Source organism: Methylophaga nitratireducenticrescens (assembly GCF_000260985.4).
GTDB classification, from domain to species: Bacteria; Pseudomonadota; Gammaproteobacteria; order Nitrosococcales; family Methylophagaceae; genus Methylophaga; species Methylophaga nitratireducenticrescens.
Window position 1 is genome coordinate 2,169,124 of sequence record NC_017857.3, and the last position, 18,614, is coordinate 2,187,737.

The 18,614-nt window shown below is 44.5% G+C and carries 14 protein-coding genes and 1 pseudogene; 1 reads left to right on the forward strand and 14 read right to left on the reverse strand.

What is annotated here, in order from left to right; genetic code table 11:
* Positions 1–3 precede the first annotated feature (3 nt).
* The 6 genes from Q7A_RS10290 to Q7A_RS10315 all read right to left on the reverse strand — a co-directional run bounded on the left by Q7A_RS10290 (position 4) and on the right by Q7A_RS10315 (position 8,776).
* On the reverse strand, positions 4–1,287 hold the full coding sequence (locus tag Q7A_RS10290) for a GGDEF domain-containing protein (RefSeq protein ID WP_014707292.1): 1,284 nt from the start codon (positions 1,285–1,287) through the stop codon (positions 4–6).
* Positions 1,288–1,739: 452 nt separating this feature from the next.
* The gene (locus Q7A_RS10295; RefSeq protein WP_169697774.1) at positions 1,740–4,790 is read right to left on the reverse strand and encodes a bifunctional diguanylate cyclase/phosphodiesterase; all 3,051 of its coding nucleotides are present in this window, start codon (positions 4,788–4,790) and stop codon (positions 1,740–1,742) included.
* 904 nt (positions 4,791–5,694) lie between these two features.
* Entirely contained in the window at positions 5,695–6,177 is a 483-nt protein-coding gene (locus Q7A_RS10300) for a hypothetical protein (protein ID WP_014707296.1), read from the reverse strand.
* 54 nt (positions 6,178–6,231) lie between these two features.
* Complete coding sequence (locus Q7A_RS10305; RefSeq protein ID WP_014707297.1) at positions 6,232–7,605, reverse strand: PFL family protein; 1,374 nt, start codon at positions 7,603–7,605, stop codon at positions 6,232–6,234.
* 10 nt (positions 7,606–7,615) lie between these two features.
* The gene (locus tag Q7A_RS10310; RefSeq protein ID WP_014707298.1) at positions 7,616–8,182 is read right to left on the reverse strand and encodes a glycine cleavage system protein R; all 567 of its coding nucleotides are present in this window, start codon (positions 8,180–8,182) and stop codon (positions 7,616–7,618) included.
* A 231-nt stretch (positions 8,183–8,413) separates the two neighbouring features.
* Entirely contained in the window at positions 8,414–8,776 is a 363-nt protein-coding gene (locus Q7A_RS10315; RefSeq protein WP_014707299.1) for a FlxA-like family protein, read from the reverse strand.
* A 122-nt stretch (positions 8,777–8,898) separates the two neighbouring features.
* Here Q7A_RS10315 and Q7A_RS10320 point away from each other — a divergent pair, with 122 nt between their 5' ends.
* A complete protein-coding gene (locus tag Q7A_RS10320; protein ID WP_014707300.1) occupies positions 8,899–9,231 on the forward strand; it encodes a hypothetical protein in 333 nt (110 codons plus the stop codon).
* Between the two features lie 297 nt (positions 9,232–9,528).
* Here the strand turns inward: Q7A_RS10320 and Q7A_RS10325 are convergent.
* The 8 genes and pseudogenes from Q7A_RS10325 to Q7A_RS10360 form a co-directional block, all read right to left on the reverse strand.
* Positions 9,529–9,985 (reverse strand): annotated as a pseudogene (locus Q7A_RS10325) (transposase); the annotation flags it as partial.
* 100 nt (positions 9,986–10,085) lie between these two features.
* Positions 10,086–10,616, reverse strand: a complete 531-nt coding sequence (locus Q7A_RS10330; protein WP_238595905.1) for a DUF3280 domain-containing protein — start codon at positions 10,614–10,616, stop codon at positions 10,086–10,088.
* Positions 10,617–10,715: 99 nt separating this feature from the next.
* Complete coding sequence (locus tag Q7A_RS10335) at positions 10,716–11,399, reverse strand: esterase/lipase family protein (protein WP_238595906.1); 684 nt, start codon at positions 11,397–11,399, stop codon at positions 10,716–10,718.
* A 142-nt stretch (positions 11,400–11,541) separates the two neighbouring features.
* Positions 11,542–12,081 (reverse strand): glutathione peroxidase, encoded by a 540-nt coding sequence (locus Q7A_RS10340; protein WP_104934837.1) that lies wholly within the window; start codon positions 12,079–12,081, stop codon positions 11,542–11,544.
* A 97-nt stretch (positions 12,082–12,178) separates the two neighbouring features.
* Positions 12,179–13,831 carry an ABC transporter ATP-binding protein gene (locus Q7A_RS10345; protein WP_014707305.1) on the reverse strand — a complete coding sequence of 551 codons (1,653 nt, stop codon included), beginning with the start codon at positions 13,829–13,831 and terminating at the stop codon, positions 12,179–12,181.
* Complete coding sequence (locus Q7A_RS10350) at positions 13,828–15,024, reverse strand: ABC transporter permease (protein WP_014707306.1); 1,197 nt, start codon at positions 15,022–15,024, stop codon at positions 13,828–13,830. Before Q7A_RS10350 ends, Q7A_RS10345 begins: the two co-directional genes overlap by 4 nt.
* A complete protein-coding gene (locus tag Q7A_RS10355; protein WP_014707307.1) occupies positions 15,017–16,399 on the reverse strand; it encodes an ABC transporter permease in 1,383 nt (460 codons plus the stop codon). Before Q7A_RS10355 ends, Q7A_RS10350 begins: the two co-directional genes overlap by 8 nt.
* A 279-nt stretch (positions 16,400–16,678) precedes the next feature.
* Complete coding sequence (locus Q7A_RS10360) at positions 16,679–18,559, reverse strand: peptide-binding protein (protein ID WP_014707308.1); 1,881 nt, start codon at positions 18,557–18,559, stop codon at positions 16,679–16,681.
* Positions 18,560–18,614 lie beyond the last annotated feature (55 nt).

The window sequence follows — 18,614 nt, forward strand, 5'->3', positions numbered from 1 at the left end:
GCGTCAAAAAATACAGTTTTTACCACGCTTTTTGGCTTTGTACATGGCTTCATCAGCGGCAGCGACCAATCGAGGAATGTGATCTCCTTGTTCGGGAAACAATGAGATACCAATACTGACAGAAAGCGCTATGTCGTTTCCTTGCCATTGGAAGTGTTCGCAAAGCGCCAGACGAATTTTTTCAGCGACAGTAAGCGCGCCTTGTCGGTTATCAATACTATCGAGTAACACCACAAATTCATCACCACCAAATCGCACCACAGTATCTGTATCACGAACACAAGCGACAATACGCCGTGCTGCTTCTTTTAATAAAAAGTCCCCTGCGGCATGTCCAAAGGTATCGTTGGCCTCTTTAAATTTATCCAAATCCATATACATCAGAGCAAAGCAATTTTTTTCACGCTTTGCTCTTAAGAGCGATCTTTGAACGCGATCTTCAAACAATTCACGATTAGGCAAACCGGTCAAAGCATCATATAAAGCAAGGTGTTGCAGTCTCTCAATGCTTTGGTAGCGTTCAATAGCGGTAGCCACCTGCAAAGCCGTAAAGGTTAATAATGTTCGGTGGTTTTCAGTAAGCAAATAATCCTGTTCCATTAATGCCAGCGCAAGTACTCCATAACATGCTTCACCAAAAAGCAGTGGCACCAGTAACACTGATCTAGCATCATTTTTTTCCAGAGCAATCTCACTCTGACTGGCTATGCGAAACATCGCTTCATTGGCCAGGATCCTCATACAACCACCAACGCTTTCAAAAACAATCTGCCATGTTTCATTATTTTTCGGAAAGATTGCCACGCCGAATGTAGCTACAGAGAGATGCGTGTCGATGTGAAACAAAATTTGCTGACAAATTTGTTTTATGCCATTCGTTCGATGCGCTGTATCAGAAATTGCAACCAAGGTTTTTTGCATTGCCTCAGCAGCTTTGATACTGGTGATGTCACGCGCAACCCCGATGCGCATTTTATGTTGATCTGACCAACTGGTGGACCAAAGCAGATGGGTGATTTGACCGTCTTTACGAATATAGCGATTTTCAAAGTCCAGTACCTGCTTGTCCTGCATAACTGAAGAAATACTTTGCTCAGTTATTTCTTGATCGTCTGGATGCAACAAATCCAGCATTCTTTTGCCGATCATTTCTTCAGGTGGATACCCAAATACACGCTGTGCTCCGTCACTGATATAGATAATGCGGCTATCTTCATCTACAACACAAATAGCATCCAATAATAAATGTACATATTCGCTAAAGGAATCAAGAAAGGGTTTATCCATATTTCAAATTTTCACCCGTTGGAAAGCATATGACAAGCTTATTGCTATTGGTTAATGAACAACAAATGGTTTTGTTGTCAAAATCCATTTGCAACATTTTCTGCATCAATTTGGGTTATCCACCTGAACGTCAACAGGAAAGCTCATAAATCCATTTATCGCCAGCGTCACCCATACAATCCTGTTCACTTTTTTTCTTTGAAACATCCACTAAAACCATTAATTTTGAGATTATTATTTTTGTTACTTTATTGATTGATCTGGTCAGTTTTAACATTGATTATCGGATGATTGAAATAAGCAGCGTAGCAGAAGTCCATAAATAAACAGATACGATTGAATATGAAAATAACCCAGATCAGAAAAACCAGCTCTCGATAGGAACAAAAGCGTAAGCAATCACGTTAAAAACACCATGACGAGCTTTAGTCCGACACGTCATTTTCAAAAAACTAACCCAATTGCAGCTTACCAAATCCAAATCGTTTTTCCAGCTCATCCGCCGGCATTGGTTTTGCGAACAAATAGCCCTGAATTTCATCACATTGATGTTTCTTAAGAAAATCGCACTGGGCCTGGGTTTCCACGCCTTCGGCTATGACCGTTAAACGCAATTGACGCGCCAGAATAATGGTTGTCTGCACAATGCTCATATCATCAGCATCATCTGGGATCCCATCAATAAATGACCGATCAATTTTAAGCCGATCAAACGGGAAACGTTTTAGATAAGCCAGGCTGGAGTAACCCGTTCCGTAATCATCAAGTGCCAGGCAAATACCCATTTCATGAAGCGAGTTTAAGATAACAATAGCCTGTTCCGGATTCTGCATGGCACTGGATTCAGTGACTTCCAGTTCCAGTAGATATGCCGGACATTCTGTCTCATCCAGAATTCGTTTTATATCTGTGGCTAAACCGGCATTATCCAATTGTCTGCGTGACAGGTTAACTGCCATCCGAAAATTTGTGATACCCGCCTCAAACCATTTTTTTGCCTGAATACAAGCGGTTCGTAGAACCCAGTCGCCAATCGGTAAGATCAGCCCCGTTTCTTCAGCAACCGGAATAAAATCCCCTGGTGAGATAGAACCTATCTCGGGATGTAACCATCTCAATAACGCCTCTGTGCCAATGCATTCGCCCGAGTTCAAATCCATCAATGGTTGATAATGCAAATACAGTTCATTGTTTTCTAAAGCAACGCGTAAATCATTTTCCAATTGCAGTCGTGCATGAACGCGATCATCCAGCTCGGGGCTGAAAAAACGGAAAACGCCCCGGCCCTGCTCTTTCGCCAGATACAACGCTGTATCAGCATATTTCACTAATGTTTCGGCGTTTACGGCATCACGGGGACACAAACTTATGCCAATACTGGCATTAACATGTAACTGATAGCTCATTACCATAAAAGGCGGAGATAATACGTCGAGAAGCTTATTAGCAACATGTGCCGCATCGTCAGGCGAGTTAATACTGGGGAGCAGAATCAGAAACTCATCCCCTCCCACCCGACCGATAGTATCTTCTTGTCGCAAGACCTCGAGCAGACGTGAACCGACTTGTTGCAACAACAAATCACCGGCTTGATGACCAAGTGAATCATTGATGGTTTTAAATCGATCCAAATCCAGAAACAAAACCGCCAGTACATCTGTGTGACGAATAGCGTGCGTTATGGCGTGCTCCAGACGATCCATAGTCAGTAAGCGGTTAGGTAATGCGGTTAATGAATCGTGATAGGCAAGATACTCTATATGAGCTTCCTGCTCTTTGCGTTCCGTTATATCCTGAGCAGTACCGGCAATTCGATACAGCTCACCCGATTCATTCAGGATAGGGAAAGCTTTTTGATGTATATGACGAATAGTGCCATCTAGGCGAATAATACGAAATTCAATATCATATTCACCAACGGCTTTGCCATTAACGAGAGCCTGACGAACACTATTGATATCCTCAGGATGAATTATTTCCAGCCAGGATGAGGGTTTTTCATAAAGACTGTCGCAGCTGTGTCCCCAAATTTTTTGGTAGGCAGGGCTAATGTAAAGCAGATGCCCCTTCATCAGATCGGTCAACCATACGACTTCTTCAATATTATCGGCAAGCTGACGGAAACGTTCTTCCTGTTCTCGTAACGCACTTTCTACCGCTTTTCTTTCGGTTATGTCATGGGTCAATGCCAGATTGTAGCCTATCCCCCCATACTCAAAATAGTTGGCATTAACCTCGACTGGAATGATCCTGCCCGTTTTTGTCTTATGGTGGGTTTCCAAACGAACGGAACGTTCTTGTTTGAGTTCTTGCCAATGTTCATTCCAATGTTGTTGGGAGATATTTGGATCAACCTCTGGAACGGACATAGTCAATAACTCATCGTAATGGTATCCCATGGTATGGCAGGTTTCATCGTTGACATATCTGATGCGTCCTTTCCTATCGAGTAAATAAATACACTCTTTTACCTGATTGATGGCAAAATTTAACAGGGCGATGCTTTGATCAGATTTCTTCCCCTTCTCAATATTTTCTATCTGCGAGACAAAATACAGCGGCTGATTGTTTGTTCCTCTGACAATGCTGGTTGTAAGTCTTGCCCAGAAATACTTCCCGTTCTGATGCCGATAACGTTTTTCAATCTGCATATAGGGAATCTGATCTGCAATCAGCCGATCCAGCTCAGCCTGTCCTTTTGGCAAATCATCAGGATGGGTCATCTCCTGATAGGTCATTTTCAGTAGTTCAGTTTCAGAGTAACCGAACATTTCATAAATGGAATGATTGGCACGTAACCACTGACCACCCAATGACAATATACCCATTCCAATTGCAGCAAATTCAAATGCCTGCCGAAAGCGCTCATCACTTTCACGCTGTTCACGATATATCAGCAAACTGGTTAAACCATCAGACAGCCGATGGCCAATTTCACTGAACAAACGTTTTTCATTATCAGTCCAAACACGTCCATAGGAACATTGATGTAAACCAAACACCCAAGGTTTACCTGTTTTTGGATAAATTGCAGTACCAATGATGGAGCGAATCTGATGCTCTTTGAAAAATTCGGGAGTATCTGCACAATCAAGATCGGGAATTAATGTTACGGGTTGTTTACTGCTCAGATAGGCTTCCAACCCAACCGCAGCTTCCTTAGTCATTGAAAAATCAACACCGGCAGCCAAACCGCCGGGGAAATCAGGGTGTGTCTGCTCCATGGGAATGTGCCAAGTGGCACTTGTTGGATCACAAGGATATAAAAGCCAAGCTCTATCACATTCAAAACACAACAGAATCGCTGCCAGAACATCACTCATCATCTGCTCAAGATCATTGGTTCCCTGAATGGCCCGGTTGACCTGATCCAGACATTCAAGAAAATGCAGGTGCACTTGGTTTTCCTGTTCGACACGTTTTAGCTCAGTGATATCTTGAAAATAGCCATGCCAAACGATTTTGGCTTCTGCATCGGTTTCAGGGAGCGCTTTACAATCCAACAGAACTTCACCCTTGAGGGGATGCGATAGCCGCCAACTTATATTCAGAGGCTGCATCGTTTGGGCAGATTCATTCAACTTCTGAAGGATATTGACACGATCTTCAGGAAATATTTTTGACCAGAGAAGAGAGGGGTTTTTGATTAAAGCCTTAACTGAAAAGCCAAAAACATTTGTTATCGAAGAAGTGCTATCAAGAATTTTGATCTGATTATGCTCATGCAGACAAAATTTGATTATTGCAACCTCTGGAGTATCGGTTGCACCGTTAATCATTGACGATAATTTTAATATGTTTCGATTGATGAGTTCGTTGTTAATAGGTTAATACCTGTTTTTTATTACCGCTGAAGGATGAATTATTGACTCACTGCATTTATCCTTTAGTAACAGCCACGATTCAAATTCCTGAATCAATATAAAAAACAATCCATCTACAAAATATTCGACATGCCAGTTGACCGTAAAAGGACAAAAGGCCGGTGCATCTTAGGCACATTACTTTTTTATTACAAGGGATATTTCTCACCTTAAAACGAGGATGTTTTACCTTAGCCATGAAGACAAGCTAATGGTGCCAGAGTGTTGATTGTCATTTATTTAGAACGACTTCATAAGCTTCATAACAAGCCATATTCTTGACATTGTTTTTGCCTATGCTATGCAAAGAAGCACAGGAGAGACCTTGCTATTCATGAAGGTAAACGTTTTTAGAGTCTGGCCCAACGGGTGAGATGAATAGAGATCACTCATAAACAGCTTTTTTGTGCTTTACTTGGGCATTTTCAATCATCCTAAAAGTAGCTCCGAAAGAGCCAGCAGGCATTGATCAGAACGACAGCATCAAGATAAGCGATATATTTTTGCTGCTTCACGTATAAAAATGAAATCGTTGATTGGTTGTTCAGATCGATACGCGTTGTTTGAAACATTGGTCTGGTGGTGAATCAAGAAAAACGGTTGAATTCACTTTTTCTATAAAACACGCATTTACAATTATTTTTTCATATCGCCAGTAAATAAACCCACCATCATCCACTCGATAACGCCATTGATACTGGCATTGCACCCATCCTTCATTGAGCTTGGCAAGTAATATCGGAGGCTCATCAGCCTGTAATCGGGGTTTGAACTCAACTGTCTGGAGATCGAGATCAAAATGAAAACGGTCAATTAACAAATGATTGTCTATCAGCTGATAGCGAAGACGATTACCTGAAACGTCATCGCCAAGTTGATCCAGCAATACCTTATTATTGAATAATGCTAATACCTCATTACTCATGGGATAACGATCAGGCAGCGCCTGTCTTAGTTGTTCATGATGTTCTGTGAGTTGGGATTTATCCCACTGGTGGATGACAAACTGTAAAACAAGTTTTTTCATTCAATTAAGATTCGGAAAATTCCCACACCAACACTGCTGGCATGGGATATTGAATCAATTCACCAAACTTTGTATTGGCGCCGGAATGCGTCCGCCTAAACGCACGAAACGATTTTCATGACTGCCCATATTGACTGCCATCACTGGGCCTTCGCCCAATAAACCACCAAAACGCACAATATCACCGGCTTTTTTACCTGGAGCGGGAATCAATCGAGCCGCCGTAGTTTTTTTGTTGATAACGCCAATGGCCATTTCATCAGCAATGATGGCTGAAATCATTTCCGCTGAAGTATCACCGGGGATAGCCACCATATCCAGACCGACTGAACAGACGGCGGTCATGGCTTCAAGTTTTTCCAAACTCAAAGTGCCATTGGCTGCCGATTCAGCAATCGTTAAATCTTCACAAACCGGAATAAACGCGCCACTCAGTCCACCGACGTGCGAACTGGCAAATGCACCTCCTTTCTTCACTGCATCATTGAGCATGGATAAAAAGGCCGTACTGCCTGGCGCACCAAACGCTGGTATACCGATGGCTTCAAAGATTTCGCCAACACTGTCGTTACGATTTGGTGTTGGAGCCAAAGATAAGTCGACAATACCAAATGGCAGATTGAGTAATTGTGCCACTTCACGACCTACCAGTTCACCGGCACGGGTTAACCGGGCGGCCGTTTGTTTGATCACATCTGCAGCTCGACTCAGATCCATATTTTCATCTTCAGCCAGGGCTTTTTCTAAAGCCGCTTTTACTACACCTGGTCCACTCACACCTACGCTGACAACGGCATCGGCTTCACCAATACCTAAATAAGCACCTGCCATAAACGGCACATCCTGAGGAATATTGGCAAAAACAACAAGTTTTGCAGCAGCCAGACCATCATCGTCGGCGGTGAGTTCTGCCGCCTGTTTGATGATTTGTCCCATCTTGAGAATCGCGTCCATATTGATACCGGCACGGGTACTGGCGACATTGACGGATGAACAGATTCGTTGCGTTTCAGTCAGAGCCTGGGGAATCGCTTCGATCAAAGCCTGATCGCCTTTACTCATGCCCTTCTCTACCAGAGCAGTGAAGCCACCGATAAAATCGACACCCAGTTCATGAGCTGCCTTATCAAGCGTTACGGCGACCTCGACCAATTGTTCCGAACTGAAAGGAGCCCCAACCACACCAATTGGACTGATGGAAATACGTTTATTGGCGACTTCAATACCATAACGTCTTTCAATACGATTGCAGGAAGCGACTAACTGACCGGCATAGCGGGTGATTTTGTCGTAAATTTTACGTTTGAATGTTTCCAGATCATGACTGACACAATCGGTCAGGTTGATACCAACAGTCACGGTGCGAAGATCCAGGTTTTGCTCCCGAACCATCATCAGAGTGGAAATAATATCTTTTTCATTGAGCATGAGAGGTTCCTTAATTACTGATGTTGCTCACGGATTCGAAAATCTTACGATGTTGTGTATCAATTTCGATATCCAACCGCTGCCCCACTAAATGCAGGGCATCCCGTAGATCCTGCATCACGGTAGAACGAGGTACATCAACTTCAAACACCATCAGATTGTCCATTGGGTTTTTACCCCCTTTAAATATCGCCTGAATGTTGGTGATATTGACGCCATGATGAGCCAGCTGAGTGGAGACTTCTGCCACCAGACCCCGGCGATCCGGACCAATAACGGTCAAAATATAGGGTTGTACTTCAGGTGGGTTTTCCTGCCATGCTGTCGGCTGCTCGTCCCAGGGATCAACGTGAATCGACAAACGCATTTTCTGGCCTACCTGCTGTAGTGCCTTGTGTAATTCTTCACACTGAGCTTCTTCTGGCATTGAAACCATCAATAAAGCGCCGAATACCGACTGAAGCAGTGTTTGACTGAGATTTTCAATATTACCGCCATGCTCAGTAATGATGGTAGCAACAGCGGCCATAATGCCGGGCTGGTCATTACCAAGAACCGAAATGAGTGCCTTGTTCACGATGTCTCCTTGTATGAGATCAAGTTGTTAAAAGCGGGATTGGGCATTAATGCTACACACAACGCCCTTCCCCGAAGGTCAATAGACAAACGTAATCAGACAATATCGCGTTGACGATGAATTTTCGTCCAATAACGGTAGAAATTTTGTACAGATAATAGGTAAATCGACTAGCTTAACAAATGAGGTCAATTAAGCGTAATTCAATGACGGCTTGCTAAGGAATTATGTTTAGATAAAGGAGTTTATATTTTGACCGATGGTCGATTCTGTTTGAACAGTGGCTTGTTTATTTGCCGCATCTGTTTGTTGCTGTTCACGCTGTTCATCTTGAATTTTTTGCTGTTTCATTGCTTCCAGCTGCATGATTTGAGCTTGAGTCACCTGGATTTGCATTTGAATCATTTTTGCTTTTTTCGCTGATTCAGGTGTTGCTTCTTGAACAGTCTGTTTCAGATCGTCAAACAAATCAACCAATTTTTGTTTTAAAGCAGCAATTTTGGCATCTAACGACTGACCACTGCTTTTGCTGTCTCCAGTGGAAGCACTGGAGGCAGTGAAGGAACGCATATCAACAGAAATTGGATTACTCATGCTAAAGTTTCCTGAAACAAACTTATTTATAAAGTCGGTTGTTATAACATTAACTTTAATTTTTTTGCTGGATTTATAACAAAAATTACACTTTATTGCTCACACTCAACACGAGTTTATTTATGGCCATCCAATTTCTACCGATTATTAAGGCTGTTGCACCTTATGTTGCCCAGGTTGCTGCCTATGCAATTCCGGCATTTACAGCAAAACCTGAAACCATTAAAGCCGATCCGGTTCTCGTCAAACAGATAGAAGAATTACAAGAAGCAGCGACTCAAAATGCTCAGTCCATTCACGTGTTGGCCGAGAAGATGCAACAAGCGATTAATGGATTTGAAACCGCAGCTGAAGAGGCCAGAAAACAAGTAACGACCTATCGGAATCTATTATTTGTGTCGTTGGGATTATCTTCGGTAACGGGATTGATCTGTATTTATCTGCTACTAAAGTAACGGTGTTTATAAATAGTAGTTTGGCACTACACATTATATTCTCGAATATTTCAACACCTCAGGGGGCTTGTTTATCGGTAGCGGCTACTTCAACATTATCAGCAATTAGCGTGAGTCCTTGAGATAACGCCGCAAATAGCCGCTCAATTTTAGCGTGCTCATTCCCTTAGAGATAATCCATTTTGTATTTTGAGAACGGAGTGAATTAACTCTATAACCAAATATTATGGAATGAAAACTTGCGTCAAAATGAACAGAATGCCGACAATGATCTTTGCTGTACAAAAATGAACCAGCCCACATTGGCAGCCACATGATGGTGAACGCCAGCATGAGCATGCTGTAATAATTCCGTTCGAGCTTGTCGTAGCGCGTTGCAATCGCCCGGAAATACTTGATTCTGGTGAAGTGGCGCCCCGACTTTGGCCTATCGCTTCACCTTTGAGAGAAGCCGCGCCAGAGCTATGTTGGTGGGCTTTAACGATACTGCCATCAATGAACAACCATTCCATGTCCGTGCCACGTGATAATGCTTTGAACAGCCTTTCCAATAGACCTTTCTTCGACCATAAGCTAAATTGTCGGAAAACGGTACTCCATTGCCCAAACTCTCTGGGTAAACGCCGGTTCGCATTCGTTACAATATCCCTTCGAGCGTCATTCTGTGCTCGGGTTTGTTGTAAATACGGCCACTTTGATACATCAGTCTGGATAGCGTTTGCCACCGTTGGTCGGTTAACATGAGTCTTGGCATGGTGATTTGGTGTAATTTTTGTTTGTGGTGAACCACAATTATATCGAGTCACCATGCTGCTCAAAAAATAACCAACAAAGATCAATAAACAGACCCTAGATTACTTTCTATCCCAATCTTTTAAATCCCGCATGGCATATTTAATCGCCCGTTCCCAAGCCTGATCAGTGTTGCCACGAAAATCATACGATTTACGCTTGATCAATTTTCCTGAGGCTACCTCTTTAAACTCAACATGTAATGTCGAAATCAAATGACTCATGCGGAAAACATTTGGCATAACCACCAACTCTGCTCCCAGTTCTTTGGCTAGGGTAATTTCACAACCGTTGCAATGATGCAAATCCTGTTTTTCATCTGCTGCGTTAACTTTTGCCAGTGAATCAGCATCATTAATAATGTTAAATTGTGTTTTATCATTCAATTCGTTTCGTAGATGTTCACTGAACTTGGCAATCTTTTCTGCATTCTCGGCTTTATCGCCCGCTACTGAACTGTCCCCAGTAATCAGAATATCCAGCACCAGGGTTTTATAGTCATGTTTCTGATGCTCATCAGCCATCAGTGGCGCAGCCCCCATCAACAATAAGAAAGGCAGGATATATCTGCTTGCACGGATTATTAACATCATACAGTTCTCCTAAAATACGATTACTCACCCTCCAGAAAGCTCAAACAGTTTTTTGACCGCAAACCGCGGGATATTTGCCCGTGTTTAAAAATTTACGGTTTAATGCCTGAAACGTCCGTTTTGCAGAAAATACAAGGTCTGTGACTGAACCATATCGTTCGCCATAATAAAAGGATGTGTTTGCTCAACAACCAGAAAATCCTGCATACCATCTAATTTGGCATTTCTAATAGAAACCTTGCCGTCATCAGGGCCGGGAATCAGGGTCGATAAGATCAGATTGATCGAGCGGTTGCCAGTAATAATGCCCAGCTCAAATGTTGCGGGCCCCAGCTGTTTGGGCACGGCGTCTTGTGTCGTCCCCAGCTGCTTACCGGCAGGCCCGTTTATCCATTGAAATAAACCCCAGGTACCTAATTTATCGACCACTTCACTGCCCTGGTTAGGTGGCGACAACATGACTACCCGTCCGATTTTGACTCGCTTATGATCCGCCGCGAGTTGTCTGACAATAATGCCTCCCAGTGAATGGGTGACAAAATGAACAGGTGTTCGAGAATCTCCAAAACATTCTTGAATTTCAGGCACAACAAACTCGTGAGTCAGCTTTTCTATAGGATGTTTACGGGAAGGATAATCAATATTACAAACTTGATATCCCGCATTGTTCAGTTGGCTTTCCATCGATTCCATTGAGCCCGCTGTGCGAGCCAAACCATGTAATAGCACTACATTACCGGCTGACTCCTGGCTGTTAGCAAGCGGTGAGATTATGCTCATCATTATCCAGCTAAACGTTATTAACCATCGACAATTTGAACAACGATTAGGTTTGATGCTCATGCTGTTTCAGTTATACAAAAGACCTGAGAAAAACCACAACACGCACTTTTGCCAAGTCAGTAGATTTGAATTTTGTAACGGATTACAACAAAGAAGCTATCGCATCGATCAGCTTTTTATCGCTGGGCTGAACTTTACTTGGAAAAGTGGCGACGACTTTCCCCTCTTTGCTAATCAAATATTTAGTAAAGTTCCAGCCAGGCTGTTCACTCTGGCGATTGATTTCCTGAAACACCGGGTTAGCTTTCTGCCCGGTAACAAAACTTGGCGCAATCATGGTGAAGGTTACACCAAAGTTTTCCCGGCAAACCCGTTCAACCTCTGCTTCTTCTTTAGCTTCCTGGTTAAAATCATTACTGGCAAAGCCGACAACCATCAAACCGCTTTCTTTATATTTCTGATGCAAGGCTTCAAGTCCTTCAAACTGGCGAGTGTAGCCGCAGTGACTGGCGGTGTTAACGACGAGTAATGGCTTGTCATTGGCAACTTTGCATAGATTTACTGTTTCATTGGAATGCAGTTTGGGCAGTTCATAATCGAGAAATTCAGGACAGGATTCTGCTGCCTGAACTGAAAAAGATAGCATTAAACTTGATAGTAACAGCACGAGAGTACGCATCATATAATCCTTGTAATAATCCACAGACTGATTGCCCAATGGTAATCGTTATCAATGCAGACCAGTTTGAGCATCAAAAGTTGATGTTAAGGTTTTATTATCAGATAGCAGAAGCCAGATAGTTATCATCCAACCGTGGCACGGCATCCAGCAGGTTTCTGGTGTGCTCGTTTTGTGGCGAGTTCATGATTTCCTGGGTATTACCGGATTCAACTAATTTTGCTTTATGCATCACCACCATACGATCAGCGAGATAATCCACTACGCCCATATTGTGCGTAATAAACAACATGCCAATCCCCTCTTCATCGACTAGTTGCCTTAACAATCGCAAAATACCGGCTTGTACGGATACGTCCAGAGCTGAGGTTATTTCATCACATAATATAAAGCGTGGCTCCAACACTAAAGCTCTGGCAATGGCAAGACGCTGACGCTGGCCGCCGGAAAATTCATGTGGATAGCGCCATAGACTATCGGTTGGCATTTCAACTCTGTCCAAAAACCGCGCTGCGATTTGAGTACGTTCAGCATCACTATTGCCAATACCATGAACCCGCATCGGTTCGATTAACGTGGTATGAATCGGCAATCGTGGATTTAAGCTAGACCCTGGATCCTGAAACACTACCTGCATTCTTCTTCGAAGGGGCCGCATCGCTTTGGCGGATACCTGGGTGATATCCTGACCTTCAAGAAATATACTGCCAGATGTCACTTCCTGCAGCCGTAACAAGGCTCGTCCTAATGTTGTCTTACCGCAGCCTGACTCACCTACCAGAGCAACAACCTCTCCTGCATTAACTTGCAGAGAAACATTTTCAACGGCACGAAAATGGTCGACTACCCGACGCATCAAACCGCGACGCACCGGAAAATATACAGACACGTCTTTGACTTCCAGCAACACTTTTTCTGGTTTCACGGGCCTGCCGGGTCTGATCAGGCGCTCCGGTAATGCCGCTATCAGACTCTGGGTATATGCATGTTGTGGGTTACGTAGGACATCTGCCGTCTTACCGCTTTCCACCAGTTTGCCTTTACGCATCACCCCAACCACATCGGCAATTTGTGCCACCACGCCAAAATCATGGGTGATAAACAACATGCCCATGCCATATTTGGTCTGTAAATCACGCATCAGCTTGAGAATCTCAGCCTGTACCGTTACATCAAGGGCAGTAGTCGGCTCATCCGCAATCAATAATGCCGGTTCACAAATCAGCGCCATCGCGATCATCACCCGCTGGCGTTGGCCACCGGATAACCGATGGGGATACTCCCGAATCCGACCTTCCGGGTCCGGAATCCTTACTTCTGCCAATGCTGCCAGAATCTTCTGTTTACGTGCTTCTTCGTCCAGTTCCGGACGATGTATCAGCAACACCTCTTCCAGCTGTTCACCAATCGTCTGCACGGGATTAAGTGAGGTCATTGGCTCCTGAAATATCATCGCAATCCGACTGCCACGAACTGATCGCAGCGTTTCGTCATCCGCATTGAGTAAGGCAATTTCAGGTAATTGTCCCTGAGGATCCATTAACTGAATATGGCCATCAGGATGCCGGTAATGTCCATGCGGTAATAACCCCATGATCGATAATGCTGTCACTGATTTCCCACTGCCAGATTCACCGACCAGACAATAGGTTTGGCCAGGCTCAACAGCCAGACTGATATTATCAACCGCTCGTAACCAGTTTTCGCCCTCACCCAGCTCTGTCACCAGATTTTCAACTTCCAGTAATTTCATGACTGCATACCCCGATTGGTATGAGGATCAACGGCATCACGCAATGATTCACCCAACAGGTTATAGGCAAATACCGTCATAAAAATTGCACCACCCGGGAAAACAGCCAACCACCAGTTAAATGTCGAGGATTGCACGGCCTGATTAAGCAACTGTCCCCACGAAGGATCATCGACTAACCCCAGACCTAGAAAACTTAATGTCGCTTCAGCCAGAATCGCAGAAGCTACACCAAAACTGGTAGCGACCAGTAACGGTGCCAGCCCGTTGGGTAACATATGACGGAATAAAATTGATCGTAACGGCAAACCACTGGCGATTGCCGCCTGAACAAAATCCTGCTGCCGTAATTTGAGAAACTCGGCACGCACATAACGTGCATAACCTGACCAGGCCGTTATCCCGATAATCACCATCATCATATAAATGGAACGGCCAAAAAACGCCACGAATGACAACAACAAAAATAATGTTGGAATAGCTTCAAAGATTTCCACCAGCCGCATGCCGATAATATCGACAATGCCGGAAAAATACCCCATCAGACCGCCAATAATGGTGCCGATAACCAAGGCAATTCCCGTAGCTATAAACCCAATTCCCAAGGCAATACGGGACGCATGGATCATCCGGGATGCAACGTCTGCCCCATTTTCGTCAGTACCCATCCAATGGGTACGTTCGTTTACTGATAAGGGTGATTCAATGCCGGTATCGGCGTAATCACGCAGGTAATCCTTAGCGGAATAGGGAATCGGTGCCCGAATGATATTGTCGACTTTACCGGCAGCTTCCAATTCACGGTAATGTTCATATACCACCAGAACCGGCGGTGTGACGCTCGAGTAAGCAATAAATGACACCACGGCAATACTGGCAACCCACAACAAAATCTTTTTCCAGGCAACAATGGATAAGGCGGAAATCACCAGGGTTATAAAAAAACCACTCAACCAGACCCAGTCCAGTGGTTCCATATGTTGCAGTAATGGGCTGGAAGCCTGTCCGTCCACGACCATGTAAAGTGGATGACTGCTGGCCAGAAAGGGTGAAAAGGTGGCGATTAACACTAACAGTCCAATCCAGGCTAAACCGATTTTGGCACTGGTGCGTTTTAACAGTGAAGAAACCACCTGTTGGGTCCAGGATTTAGACAGTTGCTTGACTGGAATATCGACGACTTGCTCAGTCATAACTGACCCTCGGATCAACAATTGCGTAGGCAATATCAGCCAGTAAATAGCCGACTAATGTCAGCAGACCGGAAATCAATGTGACCGATAACACCAGCTCACGATCACGGGTCTGAACTGCTTCAACTGCCAGTTTGCCCATGCCATCAATGCTGAAAATACTTTCCACAATCACCGAGCCCGCCAACAGACTGGGTAATAAGGTTGCTGAAACGGTGATTAACGGTAACAGCGAGTTACGAAATACATGACGCCATAAAACGGCCTCTTCATCCACACCCTTGGCCCTAGCAGTGCGGGCATAATCAGCGACCAGATTTTCCAGCAGAGATGAGCGGGTTAATTTGGCCAGAAACGCCAGGCCACCATAAGAAAGTGCAATAACCGGTAACACCAAATGCCACAGACGATCCAGCAAATAACCACCTTGCAGAATTTCCACTCCGAGTAACCGCGATATCGCCAAACCCAGTCCCACCGCAAAGGTACCGGTGACTACGATTCGAAGCGCAATATTATTGAGTCCAGCCAGTAATGTGAACAACATTGCCATTGAAGGAATCAATAACAGGTGCAATAAACCAAACCATTCGCCATGCAGATTAACCGCCATGGCATAGCCTAATAAGGCCCCTACTATCACTCCAGCGAACTGTCGGGTTTTTAATGAAAAACTCACCGCAGCACTGATTAAGGCAACCGTTATCAATGCCACACACACCACGGTAATAAACGCATCGCCAAAGCTGCTAAACAATGGAAGAAACGTTTGATCAGCTGTTTCGCGACGCATCAGGCCACCGGTTGGAAACCAGCGCCAGTATTGTTCTGAAGCAAAAAAGCCAATAAACAAAACACCGGCCAGCATACTCGGCACTGACCATAAGCCGAGCAGGAAAATATTGGAGGTGACATCAAAGCGACCACCCCGCTGGCGAGCCGCTTGTACGCCGATACCAATCGCCAGAGCATAAATCAGTGGTATTGAAATCAGATTGAGCAACAAGGTGATTGGCAGCCGTTCAGCAATCATATCGGTGACCGGTCTGCCATAACGAAAGCTGGTGCCAAGATCGGGGCCTTTCCACAATGAAAACTCACCAAAACTACCGTCAGCTAATCTTTCAAAACCAATTGGTGAAATATTATTTAACCATCGGACATACTGCACCGGGGCAGGCTGGTCCAGACCATACAATTTGTTGTAATAGTCTTCCAACGCCTGACGGCTTTGCGGTTCCAGTTCCATGCCATCAACCAGCGATTGGGCACTGATGCCGCCCGGAGCTGCAGCCATAACAGTAAACACGACAATGGTGATTCCGAGCAGCGTCGGAATCATCAAGAAGATGCGTCGCAGCAAATAATTCAGCATGTCTGTCTAGGTCCTAGGGTCTGTTTATCTTTCATAGCCACCACTGCTGGAGGCTATTTTTTTGTCCTACAAGGCGGAAATGATGCAATGTAGTTGTTCTACATAAGTCATTTTCAACGCCGGAGGGCGGAAAAATAGCCCCAGCCCTGCGGGTTGAGGCTGAAAATGCGCTACTCTTCGTTGCTCGTCGTTTATTTAGAGTCACTAAACTGCTCTCCTCGCGCCTTGATTAGTGCATTTTCAGTCACAACAGAGGCGGCTATGAAAGATAAACAGACCCTAGCGACTATGCTGCAGTTCGGCCGGGACATATATCTCGACCGGGACACTCATCAGATTCAGACCCAGTGATGTTTTTTCCAGATTGTGAATGCGCCGGTCAATAAAGGCCATGGTATTGCGACGGAACAGGAAGGTATAAGGCTGATCCTCCACCAGAATTTTCTCTGCCTGATGCCATAACGCCATACGTTTTTGCTCATTTACCTCGCCACGAGCCGCATCAATGATGGCATCCAGTTCAGGATTTCGGTAATTAATAAAGTTATCGCCGCCTTCAACGGTTTGGCTGGAATGAAACATCTGATAGATGTCGATTTCGATACCTGAGGTCCAGGCCAGGGTGATGGCATCAAAGTTTTTCTGTTGGATATTTTCCACCATGACTGACCACTCGGTAGGATTTGGTTCCATGATAATGCCCGAACGAGCATATAAATCTCTCAAAAACAGTACCATGCGGCGGGTGTCATCACTGTCCTGAAAGTAAGTCAGCGAAAACTCAAAATTGTCACCATCGGGAGTTTCCAATACGCCATCATTATTGCTGTCCTGAAAACCGGCTTCCAATAATAATTCGCGTGCCTTTTCGATATTGTAGCCAATTGCTTCATTAGCCTTATCATGCTGAGCCGAGCCTGGCATAAAGGGGCTGGCTGCAGGTTGTCCATATCCCAGAAAAATCTCTTCCAATACCCTGTCTACATCAGTGAGCATGGACATTGCCATCCGCACCCGTTTATCGGCAAATATAGTCTTCTCACCGCCTCGTTCCTGATTCCAGGCAATAAAACTGTAACCCGCGGTGGGGCTCATATATTCAAAATTCTGACTGCGTTCGGTGATGTCTTTGTCATCCAGTAACGTTTGATATTCGCGTGGACGAGCACTGTAGACATCAATATCACCGTTACGGAAGGTGGTTAAACGGGCACTGTCATTTTCAATAATTCGCCAGACAATGCGATCAAAAGAAGCACTGACCGGCCCCCAATAGCGTGGGTTACGTACCAGTTCAACGACACCTGCATCGGGAGACCATCCTTCAGGATTGGCTAAACGAAACGGACCTGAACCAAGTAATAAGCCCCGGCTTTCATTAAATGTTTGTGGATCATCGAGAAAACGACCGTAAAAATGCTCCGGCATGATCTGCAGACTTCCAGCCAATTGCAGACTATTGAAATAAGGTTCTTTGAACACAAATTCCACATGGTAATCATCCAGCGCAGTGACCCGCTCCATTCGTGAAAGATAAGCACGGCTGCGCGGTGCCGCGATGGCTTCATTCATAATGAAATTAAAGGTAAATTCAACGTCTTTGGCGGTTAACGGTTCGCCATCTGAAAAGGTAATATCTCGGCGTAATGCAAAGGTAATCGTTAACCCATCTGCTGAAGTTGACCAATCTTCAGCCAGTAAGCCATTCCACTCCAGCGTATCGGGATTTCTGACTAATAAAGATTCCAGGACGTATTGTTGTACTTCAGACGAATAGGCATCAGCAGAGACCAAAGGAGTCAGCGTACGAATGTTGCTGCCAAAAGCCATCATCATCCAGTCACCCTGAGCATAGTCTTCCTGTTCAGCGGCCTGACGAGCCCTTTCAAACGCATCGGTTTCATTCGAAGCTGATTTTTCAGCATTACTGATGTTGGAACGGCTACTGAAATCAGCCGTTCGCATTGCTTGCTCAAGATTACGTAATAAACCACGTGTCGAGCGGATATCCTTGGCCTGCTCTTCCATGATACGGGTCATCTCATCCATCTTGGTCCACTGCCTGTCTATCTGAACCATTAGCAGCAGAAACATCACCACGAATAAACTTAATCCCAGCCAAAACCTAAGTTTACTGATACCCGCATTTCCATTTTTCATGCTTTATTTGCCTATATCTCTGTAGATGTACGTTATTTTATTTATTCTGTTCAGC